We start from the raw sequence: 16,849 nt of genomic DNA on the forward strand, positions 1-16,849 counted from the left end.
CCCATCATCGGCCGATGTGCGCGCGATGCGCACGCCGGGCGGACCGTGTGGCGTGCCCGGTCGCCGGGGAGCATCCTGGAGGCCACGCCGCCCGTGCAGCCCGGACGCCGGCCCGCCGCCCGGTTGGAGGCAACAGGATGACCGTCGGAGGGCGCGGGGACCCGGACCTTTCGGAGAGTTTCGGGGAGGAGCTGCTCGGGCTGCTCCTGGACCGGGCGCACGAGCTGCCGCCGCACATGGTCGGCCCGCTCGTCGCCACGACGGTGGCCCGGTTGGGGGGCCGCGAACCGCAGATCCTGCTCCAGGACTACGGACTGCAGCAGCTGGTCCCCCTGGACGCCGCCGGCGGCGTGGCCGCCGGCGATCCGCAGCCCATCAACCGCTCCGACGCGGGGCGGTGCTTCCTGGAGTCACGCCCGGTCGAGGTCCCGACGGCCGACGGCGTACGGGTGCACCTGCCCCTGCTGGACGGCGGCGACCAGGTGGGGGTCCTCTCGGTCACCCTGGACGGGATCGACGACGACGCYCGCCGCCTCCTGCGCCGGATCGCGGGCCTGGCGGCCGACCTGCTGCAGACCAAGAACGGCTACACCGACCTCTTCTTCCGGACCCGCCGCAGCGAACCGATGAGCGTCCCCGCGGAGATCCAGTGGTCCCTGCTGCCCCCACTGTCGATGGTGATGCCGCGCGTCGCGGTCGCCGGGGTCCTGGAGCCCGCCTACGCCGTGGCGGGGGACAGCTTCGACTACGCCCTGAACGGCGACGTCCTGCACCTGGCCATGGTCGACGCCATGGGGCACGGCCTGGACGCGGCCACGATGGCCACGGTGGCCATCGGCGCGTACCGGCACGCCCGCCGGATCAGCATCGAGCTGTCCGAGATCTACCTCTTCATGGACCGGGCCGTCGCCGAGCAGTTCGACCCCGACCACTTCGTGACCGCCCAGATGATGCGCCTGGACACGGAAACGGGGCGGCTCCAATGGGTCAACGCGGGACATCCCGCGCCGATGCTGATCCGCGCGCACCGCGTCGTAGGCCGTCTGGACAGCCCCACCACCCTCCCCGTCGGATTCGGAGGTGCCCAGCCGCAGGTCAGCACGATGGCCCTGGAGCCGGGCGACCGCGTCCTGTGCTTCACCGACGGCCTGATCGAGGAGCACGAGAGCGGGCAGGAACAGTTCGGCGAGGAGCAGCTGATCGACTGGGTGAACCAGCTGGAACAGGCCGACCACGGGGTCCGCGCGGTGGCCCGGGAACTCTCCCACACCCTCAAGCGGGCACGCGGCGAAACCACCTCGGACGACGCGACGCTCGTCCTGTTCGAGTGGCGCGGGTGACGGAAGGCCGTGACCCAACGTGCCGGCGGGGACGGCGAACCGCGGTTCGGATCCGTACGACGTGGAGCTCAGCGGGCTGGCCCGGCCCGCCGCCTGTAGATCACGCCCTGGAGCTGGGTCAACTCACGCTCCAGGGGCTTGAGCTCGTCTCGGGCCGCCCCGCGTTCGGCGAGGCAGTTGCCCAGCGTTCCCCTGACAGTTGACCCGCCCGGTGACACACCCCGTGGGACGGCCGTGGCCGCGCCCCCGGAACTGCGTTCAGAAGGCGCTCAGCGCGTCGCGGGTGTTGGTGCGGTACAGGCCGACCTTCGGGTTGGCGACGCTGCCCGGCTTGGCCAGCTGGAGGCTGACGCCGTCCGCGTTCGGCATGTGCTCCTTGTCGGCCAGGACGTTGACCTCGTCGGCCACGGGGCCGGTGCCACCCGACGGGTTGAGGTCCACGGCCGCGTACGCGGTGGCGCCGGGGTGCACCGGGTACGCCGGGGCGCCGCCCAGTCCACCGGGGGCAGTGGCCTGGAGACCGAGCGCACCGCCCTTGGCGCTGAAGCCGACGGTGGGGAAGTAGTCCAGACCGCAGGAGGTGGAACCGTTGTTGGTCACGGTGATGACGCGGACGGTGGCCGGAGTGCCCGTCGGGGAAGTGACCTTGACGGTCAGGTCGCGCGCCGAGCAGGGGTGCGTGTAGGCGTAGGAGTCACCGGTGGTGCCCCCCGTGTTCTTGCCGCCCGAACCGGCCTTCGCCGGGGTGGCGGTGGCCGTGCCGGTTCCGGTGCCCTTGCCGGCGGACGCAGCGGCGGGGGCGCCCTCCCCGGACGGCGTCACGGTCCCGGTCGAGACCTGCTTGTCCGCGCTCTTGGTGGCGGCGGGGTTCGTGGTCGGCCCGCCGGCGCTGTCCGAGCCGCCGCAGGCGGTCAGGGCCAGAGCCAGGCCGGCGGTGGCGGTGGCCAGGGCAGTGGTGCGGAATCGGTAGGTGCGCATGGGGAACTCTCCGTGTCCGTGTGGTCGTGAGGCGGCGGCTTCTGCCTTCTGCCTGACGAGACGTTGGGTGGGGCTGCTGTTCCGGTCGGCTGCTGCCGCAGGCGGCCGGAGGCGGCGGGCGGGGCGGGTGGGGGCCCTCCCGTTGCGACCGCCGGATCCGCCCGCCGATCCGATCGGCGGACCGACGGGCTGATGACGCAACTGTGGGGCCGGTTTTGTTCCAGTGGCGTCCGGGCCGGGATAGTTGGAACCCTGGAACGCTCCCGACCCCTCTCACCTGGGCGATCGGGCGACCCTGGAACGTGCTTCCGGGATGACGGGGAGGGTGGAATGGCCACGGAGACGGAGCGGTTCGCGCAGCTGATGCGCGGATTCAAAGAGCGCTCGGGGCGCAGCTACGGCACGCTCGCGAAGCGTCTGCACTCCAGCAACTCGACGCTGCACCGCTATTGCAGCGGCGCGGCGGTGCCCACGGATTACGCCCCCGTGGAGCGGTTCGCCCGAGTCTGCGGTGCCTCGGCCGACGAACTGGTCGCTCTGCACCAGCAGTGGCTGCTGGCGCTGGTGGAACGGCGGCGGGGGGTGACGGAGGAGCAGGCCCCGGGGCCGGCGGCGGCGAACTCCGCGGCGCCGCCGGGCGATGACACCGCGCCGGAGGTGCCGCCTGCATCGGCGGTGGTCGTGGCTGGGCAGGCTTCGGAGGTCCGGCCGCAGGCGGAGACCGGCCCCGCACCGGCCCCGGCCTCCGCGGCCGCGGCCGCCCCGGCGCCCGGACCTGCCGCGGAGGCATCCGCTCCGGCGCCTGCCCCCGCTCCCGGGCCGGCACCGGCGCAGGCACCCGACCCCGCACCGGCCACGGAGGCAGCCGCAGACGCCCCCGCCGCCCTGATCCGGCCGGGCTCCGCACGGACCTCCGTACCGGGGGTCCGGCGTCCTCGGCTGCTGCTCGCCGTTGCGGCCGCCCTGGCCACCGCCGCGGTGGCGGGGACCGCCGCCGCCGTCTCCGCCATGCGAGATACGGGTCACGGGGACACGCGCCACGGCGCCGTCCAGCCGTCCTCGCGCGAGCGGGCGGCGGCGGGCCCGGCCTTGCCGTCGGGCGGGTCGTCGTCACCCACGCCCAACGCCGATTCCGCGCCCCCGTCCGACCCCGGAGCGTCGTCCCCCTCGGCACCGTCCGCGTCCACCTCGCCGGACACCGCCAAGAAGGGGGCCTCCCCCGCCGCCCCGTTCACGGTCAACGTCCTGCCCGACAACTGGGACAGCCCCTGCGACCAGTGGTTCGCCCTGGACAAGGCACCCGGCACGGTCCCCCCGCCTCCCGCCGGGCAGGCGGCCGAAGGGTGGGCCCGGGCCCTGGACGCCGTCCCGGCGGGGCACCTGCGCATGCAGCTGACCGTCCAGGGCACCGAGGGCAAGCCCGCGGTCCTGCACGGGCTGTACGTCCATGTGGTGAGCGGCCGCAAGGCTCCCGGCTGGAACGCGTACACGATGGGCGCCGGTTGCGGCGGCGCGCTGGTGCCGGCGTCCTTCGCCGTGGACCTGGACGACGCCTCCCCGAAGGCCAGGCCCGTACCCGGCAAGGAGGGTGAACGGCCGACGGCCTCGACCGACTTCCCGTACAAGGTCTCCGCCACCGACCCCCAGGTGCTGAACATCGACGCCTCCACACTCGGTCAGGACGTCAGCTGGTACCTGGAGCTGGCCTGGAGCAGCGGCGACCGCCAGGGCACCACCCGCATCGACGACCACGGCCGCCCGTTCCGCACGGTCTCCCTGAACGCCGGCCACCGGTACTGGTACAACGCGAACAACAACGCCTGGCTGCCGGACACGGAATGAAAGACCCATTGCACCGCGTACCCCTCGGGTGGCACACGTGCCCTCACAGTGCGCCAGATTGATGGTGGCCGCGGGGCTGGAGGGGCCCTCCGCAGGCCATGCTCCGATGGAGTGGCCACGTCCCGAAGGGCGGACACCGGCGTTCTGGAAACACTGCACTCGGGGGGAGCCAATATCTGCCACGGCGGTCTGAGAATTTAATGGGCCCCGCGGGAAGGATTTTCACCGCACCCCACAGGGCGGAAATATTTAACGCGTACAAGCCCCTGCAACATGCTACTGTCGATCTCGGTTGCAGTTGTGGTACCCAAAAACTTCAAGCGTCTTCATCGGCCTCCGAGGCCATACGCAAGCGCTTTATATTTCCGGGCCATTCTCCGGGCGGGGCATCATCGCGGCGACACGGCATCCGCACCATGCGGACGCCGGTGTACTGCCCCGAAGGAGATATGACATGGCCACTGGCACCGTTAAGTGGTTCAACCCGGCAAAGGGCTTCGGCTTCATCGAGCAGGACGGTGGCGGCGACGACGTCTTCGCCCACTTCTCGAACATCGCCGCCCAGGGTTTCCGCGAGCTGCTCGAAGGCCAGAAGGTCACCTTCGACATCGCGCAGGGCCAGAAGGGCCCGACGGCCGAGAACATCGTTCCCGCCTGACACTGACGCGCTTCTTGCAGCTGGGGCCCGCATCCCTCGGGGTGCGGGCCCCAGCTGCACGCATTTCCCGCGGTGTGTCACCTGGACGAAGCACGGAGGGGACGCGCGCGCCCTCCTCAAGGTCTGCACCCGAGCAATTCTCGTGACGTGCGCGTCCGTACGACGTCCCCCATTCCAGCGCCTGCGCCGTGCCCCGTGCAGTTCCCTTGCGGGCCAGCCGCGCTATCGCATTCCATTCGGCCGTTCTTGCGATTCTCTGCACTGCTCTTCTGCTGCGGGAATTCCTTGGTACGTGCCGTATCAAGGAAGGTTCTGAATGAACCCCATCCGTACGAACAACCGCTCCGCCCGCAGCCGCACCGGCGGCCCCGCTTTCGGCGCCGGCGCCGGCTCGGAGCGGGGCGGCCGTTTCGGGTCGCCCTCCGCGAGCCGTTCCGGGGGCCGTTCCGGCGGTCCGAGCCGCTCGGGCGGCTACGGCCGCCGGCCCGCCGCGGTGCAGGGTGAGTTCGCCCTGCCGAAGACCGTCACTCCGGCACTGCCGCCCGTCGAGACCTTCGCCGCTCTCGACATGCCGGCCGAGCTGCTGGCCGCACTGCGTACGCAGGGTGTGGCGGTGCCGTTCCCGATCCAGGGCGCGACGCTGCCGAACTCCCTCGCCGGCCGTGACGTACTCGGCCGCGGCCGGACCGGCTCCGGCAAGACCCTCGCCTTCGGCCTCGCCCTGCTGGCCCGCACCGCCGGACAGCGCGCCGAAGCCCGTCAGCCGCTGGCCCTGATCCTGGTCCCGACGCGTGAACTGGCCCAGCAGGTCTCCGACGCCCTCACCCCGTACGCCCGCCCCGTGAAGCTGCGCCTGGCGACCGTGGTGGGCGGGATGCCCATCGGGCGGCAGGCCAACGCGCTCAGGTCGGGCGCCGAGGTCGTCGTCGCCACCCCGGGACGGCTGAAGGACCTCATCGACCGTGGGGACTGCCGCCTGGACCAGGTCGCGGTCACCGTCCTGGACGAGGCCGACCAGATGGCCGACATGGGCTTCATGCCGCAGGTCACCGCCCTGCTGGACCAGGTGCGCCCGGGCGGCCAGCGGATGCTGTTCTCCGCGACCCTGGACCGCAACGTCGACCTCCTCGTGCGCCGGTACCTCTCCGACCCGGTCGTCCACTCGGTGGACCCCTCGCAGGGTGCGGTGACCACGATGGAGCACCACGTCCTGTACGTCCACGGCGCGGACAAGCACGCCACGACGACGGAGATCGCCGCCCGCGACGGCCGCGTGATCATGTTCCTCGACACCAAGCACGCGGTGGACCGCCTCACCCAGGACCTCCTCAACAGCGGGGTCCGCGCCGCGGCCCTGCACGGCGGGAAGTCCCAGCCCCAGCGGACCCGGACCCTGGCCCAGTTCAAGACCGGGCACGTCAGCGTCCTGGTCGCCACGAACGTCGCCGCCCGCGGCATCCACGTCGACAGCCTCGACCTCGTCGTCAACGTCGACCCGCCCACCGACCACAAGGACTACCTGCACCGCGGCGGACGCACCGCCCGCGCCGGCGAGTCCGGCAGCGTCGTCACCCTGGTCACCCCCAACCAGCGCCGCGACATGACCCGCCTCATGCTGGCGGCCGGGATCGTGCCGCAGACCACGCAGGTCCGCTCCGGCGAAGCGGCCCTCAGCCGGATCACCGGCGCCCAGGCCCCCTCCGGCATCCCCGTGGTCATCACGGCACCGGTCACCGAACGCGCCGGGCGGACTGCGGCCTCCCGCGGCAGGCGGCGCCCCGCTTCGGCTGCCCGGCGCGTAGGTGCGCGGAAGTCCGCCTTCGACGCGGCCGCATGAGAACCACGTGATCAGAAGACTGACCTATCTCTGCAGGAGGCACGTTGTGACGCTGGTCCAGATGCAGCCCCGCTCGGCACGTCCCGACCCGGTGCACCGGACGGTGGGCGATGCCATCGATGCCGTCTACGCCGTCGACGCCGCCGGACCGCAGGTCTGTGACGACATGACGGTCGAGGTGGCCCTGGCCGTCATGTCCAGTGCCCGCACGGACCGTCTGCTCGTCCGTGACGAGGACGGCCTGCGCACCGGGCTGGTCACCCTGGCCCAGCTCGCCGGCGTCCGGGACGGCTCGGCGTACACGGACCAGGTCCGCCTGCGCGCCGTGATCGGCGAGCGCGGACCGTTCGTCACCTCGTCCGGGACAACGATGGCCGCGATGCTCGGCAGCCCACTGGCCGTCTGACCGGCAGGGCGGCGCGAGCGACGCCCGAAACAGCGATGAGGGGCCGACCGGCATGTGCCGGTCGGCCCCTCCCGCGTATCCAGGCGCTCCTGGGTGGGCGGCGGTCAGCGGTCGGAGCAGCCGTGGCCCACCGCGTCCGTCCCGCGTGCGGGCCTCTGCCCCCATCGCGGGCGGTACCGATTACCTCCTCGACGAACACGCGAAAATCTATGGTGGCCGGAGTAGACATTGGGCTGCGGCGTGGTTATGGTTTCTCTCGTAGCCCAGAGAGACCGAAGGGCCCGGCAGAGACGAACTGCCGGGCAGCAGTTCCGCAGTACCGCAGTACAGGCAGGTGCAGTTCAGCAGGGCGGTGCGGTGGTGGAGTGTCGAAGCCAGGTGGTTGCATGACGGCGACGGGACTGACCACCGGACCGGGCGGCCCGCAGTGATCAGGGGCCACCGAGAGAAGTACCGCAGTGGCAGTACCCAGCAGTGAAGTCAGTGAGCAACACCTCGGTGAAGGCGTCGGCTGCGGACGCGCGCACCGGGAAGTTCGGCAGTGGGGTTCCAAGCCAGAGCAGACGCACGATGGGCGACGGGGCTGGCTGCCGGAGCGCGGCGCTGGGCGAGGCCGCTGAGCAGTACGCAGTACCAGCAGTACGCAGTACCAGCAGTACGCAGTCCCGTGAAGTGAGCAGTTGATCACCGAGGGAAGAACGGAGGAGCCCAGCACCATCAGGATCGCCCGGGCGGGAAATCGGCCCGGGTACCGCAGGACATCGATAGTGAGGTGGTCTCCGGTCAAGCAACCGCGATCCTCGCAGCCCCGACAGCAGCCAGGTCGGGTCCGCGGATACAGGAGGTCGGCGCAGTACCAGGGCCGACAGATGGTGTAGTAGTTCCTTCGGGGCCCTGGTGCCATATGGCACCAGGGCCCCTCCACGCGTTCCACGAGAGAGGTTCAATGACAGCAGACGACTCGTTCGGCCGCCTCGACGACGACGACTACCCCGCCTACACGATGGGCCGGGCCGCCGAAATGCTCGGCACCACCCAGGGCTTCCTGCGCGCCATCGGCGAAGCCCGCCTCATCACCCCGCTGCGCTCCGAGGGCGGGCACCGCCGCTACTCCCGCTACCAGCTGCGCATCGCCGCCCGCGCCCGGGAACTCGTCGACCAGGGCACCCCCATCGAGGCCGCCTGCCGCATCATCATCCTCGAAGACCAGCTTGAGGAAGCCCAGCGCATCAACGCGGAATACCGCCGCGCCGCCGCATCGCCGACTCCTCCGGCCTCGACCTGAAACCGCTGCGCCTGCCGACGTCCCCGGACCCCTCGCGCTCGTCCCGGATGCCCGGGACGCCCGCGCGACGGCACCCCACCGCTGGTCCGCAGGAGCACCGTGGGTCCGCAGGAGCGCGCCGGCCGGCCGGTGCTTCGGAGCTCATCGGGTCATGAACTGCGCCGGTCACCGCTTTCACGGCGGAGCCGGTCGGTGTGCCGGGCCATGGCGTCGATGCGCTCGGCGAGTGCGACGTCCTCCGGCCTCAGGTGGGGCCGGGTGCCGGCCAGGGGGCGGACGAGGTGGGCCGCGTCGTTGTCGGCGAGCGCCAGGTTCACTTCTTCGACCGCCCCTCGGGCATCGGCCGGCAGGCCCGTGAGGGCGGTGACCTGGCCGGCGAGCCGACGCAGGTCCGCCGCGTTGTCGCGGGCCCAGGCCGTCACGGTGCGGTCGGCTGCCCGTCTGTCCCGGGTGGCCTGGACGCGCTGGTCGCCGGTGCTTCCGGCGACGCCGGGACGCAGTCTCAGGTAGCGCCGTTCGGCGGCCTGACGGCTGGCGACCCCCAGGGGCCCGGCAAGGTCTGCCCAGCTCGCACCCTGCTCCCGTGCGGCCTCGATCAAGCCGCTTTCCCAGCCGGCGAGCTGCTCGCGGACCTCGCGCAGCATCAGCAGTGCGGTCAGCGCCGGATGCGGACCGGAGTCGGCCACGGGCCGCGGAGTTCCCTGGGGGGATTGCCGCGCGTCTCGCACGGTCCGCTTGATGTCTTCCAGCGCCGCGGCAGCGGCCGGAAAGGGGACGGGCGCGGCCGGCTCGGCAGCCTCATTCATGACGTCTCCGCTCTGTCATCCTCCAGATGACGTGTTGCTTGTCATCGTTCCGATGACATGTTACAACGGAAGCACGTTGAAGCGCATTGGCAAGTTCCTGCCTGAACCGACTGGAGGTGTTTCGCGATGTTGATGCGCACTGACCCGTTCCGTGAAATGGACCGGATCGTTCAGCAGCTCTCGGGTGCGTCGGGCACGTGGTCGAAGCCGTCCGTGATGCCGATGGACGCGTACCGCCAGGGCGACGCGTACGTGATCGCCTTCGACCTCCCCGGCGTGAACACCGAGGCGATCGACATCGACGTCGAACGGAACATGCTCACCGTGAAGGCCGAGCGCCGGCCTGCGGAGCGGTCCGACGGCGTGCAGATGGAGCTCTCCGAACGGCCCCTGGGTGTCTTCTCCCGCCAGATCGTGCTGGCCGACACCCTCGACACCGAGCACATCGAAGCCGACTACGAAGCAGGTGTCCTCACCCTGCGCATCCCGATCGCCGAACGCGCCAAGCCTCGGAAGATCGCCATCGGTGGAGAGTCCGGCCGCAAGCAGATCTCCGGCTGACCAGCAGGGCCCCCAGCGGCGGAGGACGGCGACCCCGATCCCCTCCGGCACCGCTACGACCTCCTCTTCGGTCCCTCCCGACCCACCTGACCGCCCCGGACCGCCCCGCCCCGCCCCGCCCCCAAGTCGTCCCTCGAAGAGAAAGGCAACCGCAGCACGATGTACGACCAGCCTCGACCGAACCCGGTCCGGCCCGCGATGACGTTCGACCAGATGCTGGAACGCGTGCGCTACGAAGGCGCCTACCCCACCCGCGAACGCGCGTCGGAAGCCGTGCACGACGTCCTCGCCGCCCTCGGCCGGCAGGTCACCGGGGACGAACGCGTCGACCTCGCACAGTGCCTGCCGGTCGAAGCCGCCCTCACCCTGACCGCCCAGATCCCGGACACCGAGCCGCTCACCGGCTGGGGCTTCGTCAAGGACCTGGCCGCCCGAACCGGCGGCACACCGGCCACCGCCCGATGGGACACCGGCGCCGTGTTCGCCATGGTCGCGCGCCTCGCCGGGCCCGACCTGCTCGCCCGGATCCTCCACCGCCTTCCCGGCGGCTACGCGCTCCTCTTCGGCCAGGCGGAGCTGCGGCAGCCCCAGCTGGCCGCCTGACGGCAGACCCGTCGCCCTCCCCGCCACGCCGAAGGACCCCGCCGGAGGTCCACGAAGAACGGTGTCGCCGCCCTGACCAGGTGGTCTTCGCCCGGGAAGCACCGGGTGTTGCGGCCCCCGATACCGCGGCAGGGCCCGGACCGCGCGTCGCGGTCCGGGCCCTGCCCCCGTGCGCTGCCGCCCTGCGGCGGCGGCGCGTCAGCTCCGTGCGGTGTCGTCGCCCGTCTGCCCGGCGCCCTCGGCCGCGCCCGCCTTCTCGCGCATCTTGCGCACCAGCTCCGCCTTCTGGTCGGCGGCACCCTGGCGGTCGCGGTTGCGGTGCGGACCGTTGTTCTGCCGTTCGGCGCGGGACAGCTTCTTGCGCTGGCCGCCGCCCTGGCCCACGGGGTTGTTGATGTTCTTGCTCACGGTCATGGGTTCTCCCGGTAACGGTGTGAAGTGATCTACGGATGCGTCGGTGGGGGGACGGGCGCGGCGACGCCGAAGGGCGTCAGCAGGGGCCCGTCACGCCCTCACTCGTAAATCGGGGTCTGGAAGAACATGACAATGACGTTACCCGGTCCCGCCGGCCCCGCACACCAGGCTTTTCGCCGCCCAGTGGAGCGACGCGGACCGCGAGTCGTTCCGCAACGGGCACCTCGGTTCGCGGTTCAGTCCAGGTGATGGGTGTCGTTGAGGGCCCGCACCGTGGCGGTGCCGTCCTCCTCGTACGTCACCGTCGACAGCGAGGCTGCCGCGACCTCCATGCGGAACAGGCTGTGTGGCGGTGCCTGGAGGGCGAGGCGGAGCAGGGTCCTTACCGGTACGACGTGGGAGACGACCAGAACCGTCGCGCCGGCGTACCGGGCCCGGAGGCCGTCCCGTACGGCGGCGACCCGGCGGGTGACCTGTTGCACGGTCTCGCCCGCGCCCGAGGGTGGACTCTCGGGCGAGGCGAACCACGCGCTCAGGTCGTCCGGGTAGCGTTCGCGTACTTCGGCGAAGGTCAGGCCCTCCCAGGCACCGAAGTCCGCTTCCCGCAGGTCCCGGTCGACCTGGACGCTCAGGCCGAGGCGCGCGGCCGCGGACCGGGCGGTCTCCTGGCAGCGCCGCATCGGTGACGTGACGACCGCCTCGATGCCGCCGCGGCGGGCGAGGGCGTCCGCTGTCGCCCGGGCCTGGCGGCGTCCGGCCGGTGAGAGTCCCGGATCGGACCCTCCGCTGCCGGAGATCCGCCGTTGCGGGGTGAGCAGGGTCTCGCCGTGCCGCAGCAGTACGAGCGTCGTCACCTCGCTCACTTCGCGGTCTGCGCCGCGAAGTGGTCCCGGACGGCGTCGGTCTGCTTCTCCATGACGTCGATGATGGCCTCGACCACCTTCAGGTCGGCGTCCTCGGCGATCTCCAGGATCCGCGACCACTCGAAGAAGCTGCGGGCCGGGTCGTTGGTGATGGGGCGCACCCGGATGGTGGCCTCGTAGCTCTGGACCCCGCTGGTGGGGGCGATGGCCCGGTAGGACTGGGTCTTGTTGATCTCGTCGCGGGCGGCGATCTCCTGCTGGACGAGGCCGCCGTTGAGCGTGAGCTTGAAGTCGTAGCGGGCCGGGACCGTCTCGACCGAGCCGCCCTCCGTCCAGGTGACGTCGGTGTGGATGTCCAGGTCGCCCGGGGACACGATCGCCAGGATCTGCATGGCGTCGCGGACGGTGGCCCACACGGTGTCCGGGTCGGACTCCAGGATGGTGGAGTGGTACATGGTGTGCTTGCGCTGGATCTGGATCGGCACGGAGTGCTCCTTGGTCAGTTGGCGTCGTCGGTCTTGGCGACCAGGTGGTTGCCGAGGATCAGGTAGTCGATCTCGGTGCCCATGAAGCAGTTCAGGGCGTCGGCGGGGGTGCAGACGATGGGTTCGCCGGCGACGTTGAACGAGGTGTTGATCAGGCACGGGGTGCCGGTGAGTTCGATGAACCTCCGCAGCAGGGCCGTGAGCCGCGGGGTTCCCTCGTCCGTCAGGGTCTGGATGCGGGAGGTGCCGTCCACGTGCACGGCACCGGGGATGCGGTCCTTGTACGCGTCGCGGACGGGGAAGACGAACGTCATGTACGGGGAACTGGTCTTGCGCCCCATCTCGAAGATCTCCGGCGCCTGCTCCTCCAGGACGAGGGGAGCGAACGGGCGGAAGGGTTCGCGGTGCTTGACCCGGGTGTTGATGATGTCCTTGATGTCGTCGAAGCCGGGGTTGGCGAGGATGCTGCGGTGCCCCAGCGCGCGCGGCCCGTGTTCGACGCGCCCGTCGAACCAGCCGATGACGACCTTCTCCGTCAGCAGCTTCGCCACGTGCTCGACGACCTCGTCGTCGTCCAGGCGCGTGACGACGACGCGGCCGGCGAAGCCGGCGAGGGCCTCCTCGATCGCGCCTTCGCCGTAGGACGGACCCAGGTAGGGGCTGACGGGTGCCGAGGCGGCGAGGATGTCCGCGGGGCCGGTGCCGGGATGGCCGAGCCAGGCGTGGGCCGCGGCCCCGATGGTGATGCCGGTGTCGGAGGCGCCGAAGCTGACCTCCATGTCCCGGAAGCGCGAGCCCTCGAACATCGGGGTGTTGTTCAGGCAGTTCAGGGCGACGCCGCCTTCGAACAGCAGCCGGTCGAGATCCGTCCTCTTCTCCAGGTGGTGGACCTGGTGGGCGGTGGCGACGTTCAGCATCTGCTGCGCGGCGGCGGCGACGCGGGAGGTGTATTCGAGGGTGTCCTCGAAGGGTCCGAAGTACTCCTCGAACAGGGCGTCGTGGCTGTGGAGGTCGTCGGTCCGCAGGGGCTTGGTGAAGGTGTAGCGGCCGTCGTCGTGCAGCCTGAGGAGGTCGTCGACGAACGGGTTCGCAGAGGGGGGCTCGGCGTATCCGGCCAGGCCCATCACCTTGTACTCGTCGTTGTTGGGCACGAAGCCGAGGAAACGGGTGATGCAGGAGAACAGGGTGCCGATGGAGTACTGCGCGCCGGTGGCGGTGTCGTCGAAGACGGTGATCCGGCCCTCGCGGATCTCGCCCGTCAGGGTCGAGAAGCGTTCGGCGCGGCCGTCGCTGACGAGGAACGCGGAGTCCTTCATGCCGGCGAGGTAGTAGCCGGTCGTGGCGTGGGCCAGGTGGTGGGGAACGAAGCGGACCTTGGCGGGGTCGGGACGGTGTCCGGTGCGGGCCTCGAAGTCCGCGAGGATCGCGTCATGGCTGACGACCTCATCGAACAAGTCCGTTATGTCGGCGAGCAGTTGCTCCTTGGCGGCCTCGGGTGCCGACGAGCTGCGGATGCCGTCCAGGATCTCGTCCAGGACCTGCGCGGTCCAGTTCCATGGGAAGGCGAACAGGTCGACGTCGTCGAACGTGATCCCGGCCTCCTTCAGGCACCAGTCGATCGCGTTCACGGGGAAGTCGGTGGTCTTCTTCTCCCGGTTGAGGCGCTCTTCCTCCACCGCGGCGACCAGTCGGCCGTCCACCAGGACCGCCGCGGCGGCGTCGTGGCCCAAGAGGTAGTGCTTGTTGATGCCGGTCGCGCCGAGGCGTTCGGAGAAGAACTCCGACACCCGGCTGAAACCGTTGCATCCCAGAACGATCACGGCGTTCCTTCCTGTGACGGGACGGGACTACTTGACGATCAACAGGTCTCGGAGCATCTCCCCGGCCGCGGGCGCCTGGCAGAGGCCCGCGCCGGTGAATCCGGCCGCGTACAGGAAGCGGCGGGTGGGGTGTTCGCCGATGAGGGCGGTGTTGCCGGGGCCGGCGTCGAAGTCGCCGGACCACGCGCGGTGCAGGCCGGTGCCGGCCAGGGCGGGGAACAGGGTGGCGAGATGGCCGGCGACGCGGCCGAGCCAGGCCTCGCGCGTCTCGCCGGCCCCGGGCATTCCCATGGCCAGGAGGATGCGGTCCCTCCATGAGCGGATCCGCAGGCCGGACGTGGCGTGCATCGTCATGGGGATCTCATGGTGCGGGGCGTCCGGGACGTCGGTGAACAGCATCTCGATCGCGTGGGGGGTCACCGGCAGGTCGACCGATGCCATGGACGCCACCTCGCCGGACCAGGGCCCGGCCGTGCACACGACGCTGTCCGCCTTGATGCTGCCCCGCGGGGTGTGGACGGTGTTGTCGTCGTCGATGCGCGTGACGGGTGTGTGGGTGAACAGGCGGGCGCCGTGATTGCGGGCCGCGGCGGCGTAGCCGCGGACGATGTCGAGGCCGTCCACGTGGTAGGCCTCGGGAGACCAGGCGGCGGCCAGCACGGCGCGCTCGTCGATCAACGGATTGAGTGCGGACGCCTCGGGCGCACTGATCAGTGCGATGTCGACCCCGGCGGCCCGCTGGGCCTGGAGGCCCGCCTCGAAGTCGGCGATCTGCCGTTCGTCGGTGAACAGCACCATGAACCCGAGCCGCTTCAGGCCGAGGGGAGCTTCGGTGCGGCGGGCGAAGTCGCGATAGGCGCTCAGGCTGCGCACGGCCAACGCGCCGGTGCGGGGGTCGCCGGGGAAGTAGGTGCGGACCATGCCCGCGGTGTGCGCGGACGCCCCGCCGCCGAGGCTTCCGCGTTCCAGCAGGACGGTGTTCACGCCGGCTTCGGCGAGGTGGCAGGCGGCAGAGGTGCCGATCACTCCCCCGCCGATGACGACGGCATCAGCGCGGTCGGGTAAGGCGCTCAAGGTCTTCCTCCTCCTGTGGTGTGGGGCCCTGGCGGGGGACGGCCGGCACGGCCGCCGTCTCCCCGGCGGATTCCGCTCCGGACGGGGCCACGTGCCTCATCGGGCGCCCTGCTGGCGCAGGTGGTCTCCGGTCTCCCACGGGTACAGCTGGAGGTTCCAGCCGCCGAGGCAGTTGACGTAGAGGGCCATCTGGCTGGTGACGGCGTAGAAGTCGTCACGGTCGAGGCGGTCGAGGACCTCCAGGAAGCGCTGGGTGAACGCCCACAGCTTGTCCAGGCCGCAGTAGCCCAGGAACTCGGCGGGGACGCCGACCAGGAGGCGGGTCATGTGGACGAGGGAGTCCAGGGGCATGTCCTGGACGGCGGCGCGGACGAGTCCGCCGTAGGCCGCGTAACCCAGGGGCCGGGTCTCCCCGTTGACGAACAGGAGGGTGGGAAGGACGGTGCCGAAGTTGCCCGCCCGGGAGGGGATGACGCCCTGGTGGAGGTCCTCCAGCTCGACCGGCGGTGCGAGCCAGATCCTCTCGGTCTCGGCGTGGATGTCGGCGATCAGGCGGGCGGCGTCCGCGTCGGCGGCGTGGAGCACCGGGATGCGGTGGCCTCCCGGCTCGCCCGCGCGGCGGACCTCGGCGAGGATCTGCTTCTTCGTGGAGTAGACGGCGTCCCAGATCGCGGCCCCCGCTTCCAGCAGGGCGGGCATGTCCGCCTCACGGATCCGGCCGACGGGAGTGGCGGGCATCGGCTCGGTCAGGGTGCCGTACTTGATGCCCAGGTGCTGCAGACCCGAGCAGAACACGGTGCCGTCGGGGGCCTCGCGCCGGTCGGGGATCCGGGTGGCGTGGGGCGTGTGCAGCAGGGCGGGTATGGGCGCCACGTGGTAGAGGTGCTCTCCCGCGATGAGGGCGTGCCCCTGGAGGCTCCGGTAGGGCAGGGACTCCCACAGGACGTCGGCGAGTGCCGGGTTGCGGTCGTCGAGATCGGCGGTGACCGTGATGCCGAGGTCGGGCCAGGAGATCTCGATCTGACGGGCAGTTAACTTCTCGGACATGATTTGCTTCCCCCGTTTGTCGTTGCGGCTTGTCCGAGGAGTAGATCGCCAACAGGCCTGTCCTAGGCAGGCGTTGAACACATGAAACCTTGATCACCAGGAGATCCGGAGTTCGTGCGTTTCTGGGGAACTGCAGCTCAGACAGGCCGGCAGTTCACGTTCCGCTACTCCGTCTCCACCGGAGCGCGCCCGCCCCCGGCCGGCGCCGGCGCTTCGGCGGGCCAAAAGACGCGGTCCAGGTGGTGGCGGAGTACCGCGACGGCCGATTCCGGGGTCCGCTGGCCCACGAGGATGCTGGTGCCCATGGCCGCCGCCATCGCGAGCAGGCTGACCGCCTCCGTGCGCGCCGCGACGGCGGGATCGGCCAGGCCCGAGCCCTGGGCCCCTTCCAGCAGGCCCGTCAGGGCGTTCTCGGCCGCGTCGGGGTTGTCGATGAAGGGCTGCGCGGCCAGCGCCTCGTCGGTGACGGACAGGATCGCGTAGGAGCTGTAGAGGAGGTGGAAGGTGCGGCTCTCCTCGTCGGTGGGGAGGGAGGCCAGCAGCAGCGCCTCGATCGTCGCGCGCGGGCCCGGGTCCGGGCCGGCCGCGGCCAGGCGGGCACCCACCCGGGCGGTGAAGCGGGCCGTCAGGTGCTGGAGGCCGTAGAAGAGCAGCTTCTCCTTGGTCTCGAAGTAGTACTGCACGAGCCGGAGCGACACCCCGGCCTCCGCGGCCACGTCCCGCATGCCGACCGCGTGCAGTCCGCGCCGCCCCGCGACCCGGATGAGCGCCTCGGCGATCTGGGCACGCCGTTCCTCGTGGTCAACACGCTTGGGCATCTGTCGGATTCT

The 16,849-nt window shown here is 71.1% G+C and carries 17 protein-coding genes; 8 read left to right on the plus strand and 9 right to left on the minus strand.

Features of this window, described 5'->3' with window-relative positions; all coding sequences use genetic code 11:
- Positions 1-137 precede the first annotated feature (137 nt).
- Positions 138-1,340, plus strand: a complete 1,203-nt coding sequence (locus AB4039_RS15380; RefSeq protein WP_266840097.1) for a PP2C family protein-serine/threonine phosphatase — start codon at positions 138-140, stop codon at positions 1,338-1,340.
- 258 nt (positions 1,341-1,598) lie between these two features.
- Here AB4039_RS15380 and AB4039_RS15385 read toward each other — a convergent pair whose 3' ends face one another.
- A complete protein-coding gene (locus tag AB4039_RS15385; protein ID WP_266840099.1) occupies positions 1,599-2,318 on the minus strand; it encodes a DUF4232 domain-containing protein in 720 nt (239 codons plus the stop codon).
- A 330-nt stretch (positions 2,319-2,648) separates the two neighbouring features.
- On the opposite strand from AB4039_RS15385, the gene AB4039_RS15390 reads away from it, so the two are divergent.
- The 5 genes from AB4039_RS15390 (at position 2,649) to AB4039_RS15410 (ending at position 8,346) form a co-directional block, all read left to right on the plus strand.
- Positions 2,649-4,160 (plus strand): helix-turn-helix domain-containing protein, encoded by a 1,512-nt coding sequence (locus tag AB4039_RS15390; protein WP_442270962.1) that lies wholly within the window; start codon positions 2,649-2,651, stop codon positions 4,158-4,160.
- Between the two features lie 454 nt (positions 4,161-4,614).
- Positions 4,615-4,818, plus strand: coding sequence for a cold-shock protein (locus tag AB4039_RS15395; protein WP_266840103.1), 204 nt, complete (start codon positions 4,615-4,617; stop codon positions 4,816-4,818).
- 316 nt (positions 4,819-5,134) lie between these two features.
- Positions 5,135-6,655, plus strand: a complete 1,521-nt coding sequence (locus AB4039_RS15400; RefSeq protein ID WP_266840105.1) for a DEAD/DEAH box helicase — start codon at positions 5,135-5,137, stop codon at positions 6,653-6,655.
- 46 nt (positions 6,656-6,701) lie between these two features.
- Positions 6,702-7,061: a CBS domain-containing protein gene (locus AB4039_RS15405; protein WP_442270963.1), complete on the plus strand. Its 360-nt coding sequence runs from the start codon at positions 6,702-6,704 to the stop codon at positions 7,059-7,061.
- Between the two features lie 946 nt (positions 7,062-8,007).
- Positions 8,008-8,346 (plus strand): MerR family transcriptional regulator, encoded by a 339-nt coding sequence (locus tag AB4039_RS15410; RefSeq protein ID WP_266840108.1) that lies wholly within the window; start codon positions 8,008-8,010, stop codon positions 8,344-8,346.
- 149 nt (positions 8,347-8,495) lie between these two features.
- Here AB4039_RS15410 and AB4039_RS15415 read toward each other — a convergent pair whose 3' ends face one another.
- The gene (locus tag AB4039_RS15415; RefSeq protein WP_266840110.1) at positions 8,496-9,152 is read right to left on the minus strand and encodes an HSP18 transcriptional regulator; all 657 of its coding nucleotides are present in this window, start codon (positions 9,150-9,152) and stop codon (positions 8,496-8,498) included.
- 126 nt (positions 9,153-9,278) lie between these two features.
- Here AB4039_RS15415 and AB4039_RS15420 point away from each other — a divergent pair, with 126 nt between their 5' ends.
- Together AB4039_RS15420 and AB4039_RS15425 are read left to right on the plus strand one after the other, a co-directional pair.
- A complete protein-coding gene (locus tag AB4039_RS15420) occupies positions 9,279-9,713 on the plus strand; it encodes an Hsp20/alpha crystallin family protein (protein ID WP_266840111.1) in 435 nt (144 codons plus the stop codon).
- Between the two features lie 159 nt (positions 9,714-9,872).
- A complete protein-coding gene (locus AB4039_RS15425; RefSeq protein ID WP_442270964.1) occupies positions 9,873-10,316 on the plus strand; it encodes a DUF2267 domain-containing protein in 444 nt (147 codons plus the stop codon).
- Between the two features lie 198 nt (positions 10,317-10,514).
- Here the strand turns inward: AB4039_RS15425 and AB4039_RS15430 are convergent, their stop codons facing one another.
- The 7 genes from AB4039_RS15430 to AB4039_RS15460 form a co-directional block, all read right to left on the minus strand.
- Positions 10,515-10,730: a DUF6243 family protein gene (locus tag AB4039_RS15430; RefSeq protein WP_266840114.1), complete on the minus strand. Its 216-nt coding sequence runs from the start codon at positions 10,728-10,730 to the stop codon at positions 10,515-10,517.
- 236 nt (positions 10,731-10,966) lie between these two features.
- Complete coding sequence (locus AB4039_RS15435) at positions 10,967-11,584, minus strand: histidine phosphatase family protein (protein WP_442270965.1); 618 nt, start codon at positions 11,582-11,584, stop codon at positions 10,967-10,969.
- Between the two features lie 5 nt (positions 11,585-11,589).
- Complete coding sequence (locus AB4039_RS15440) at positions 11,590-12,078, minus strand: SRPBCC family protein (RefSeq protein ID WP_266840116.1); 489 nt, start codon at positions 12,076-12,078, stop codon at positions 11,590-11,592.
- 14 nt (positions 12,079-12,092) lie between these two features.
- A complete protein-coding gene (locus AB4039_RS15445; RefSeq protein ID WP_442270966.1) occupies positions 12,093-13,898 on the minus strand; it encodes a carbamoyltransferase family protein in 1,806 nt (601 codons plus the stop codon).
- Between the two features lie 27 nt (positions 13,899-13,925).
- Complete coding sequence (locus AB4039_RS15450; protein ID WP_442270967.1) at positions 13,926-14,972, minus strand: NAD(P)/FAD-dependent oxidoreductase; 1,047 nt, start codon at positions 14,970-14,972, stop codon at positions 13,926-13,928.
- A 96-nt stretch (positions 14,973-15,068) separates the two neighbouring features.
- Positions 15,069-16,019, minus strand: coding sequence for a hypothetical protein (locus AB4039_RS15455; protein ID WP_266840122.1), 951 nt, complete (start codon positions 16,017-16,019; stop codon positions 15,069-15,071).
- A 164-nt stretch (positions 16,020-16,183) separates the two neighbouring features.
- Positions 16,184-16,837, minus strand: a complete 654-nt coding sequence (locus tag AB4039_RS15460) for a TetR/AcrR family transcriptional regulator (protein ID WP_266840123.1) — start codon at positions 16,835-16,837, stop codon at positions 16,184-16,186.
- Positions 16,838-16,849 lie beyond the last annotated feature (12 nt).

Origin of the sequence: Streptomyces sp. M-16 (assembly GCF_052114405.1) — a bacterium.
Lineage (GTDB): Bacteria > Actinomycetota > Actinomycetes > Streptomycetales > Streptomycetaceae > Streptomyces.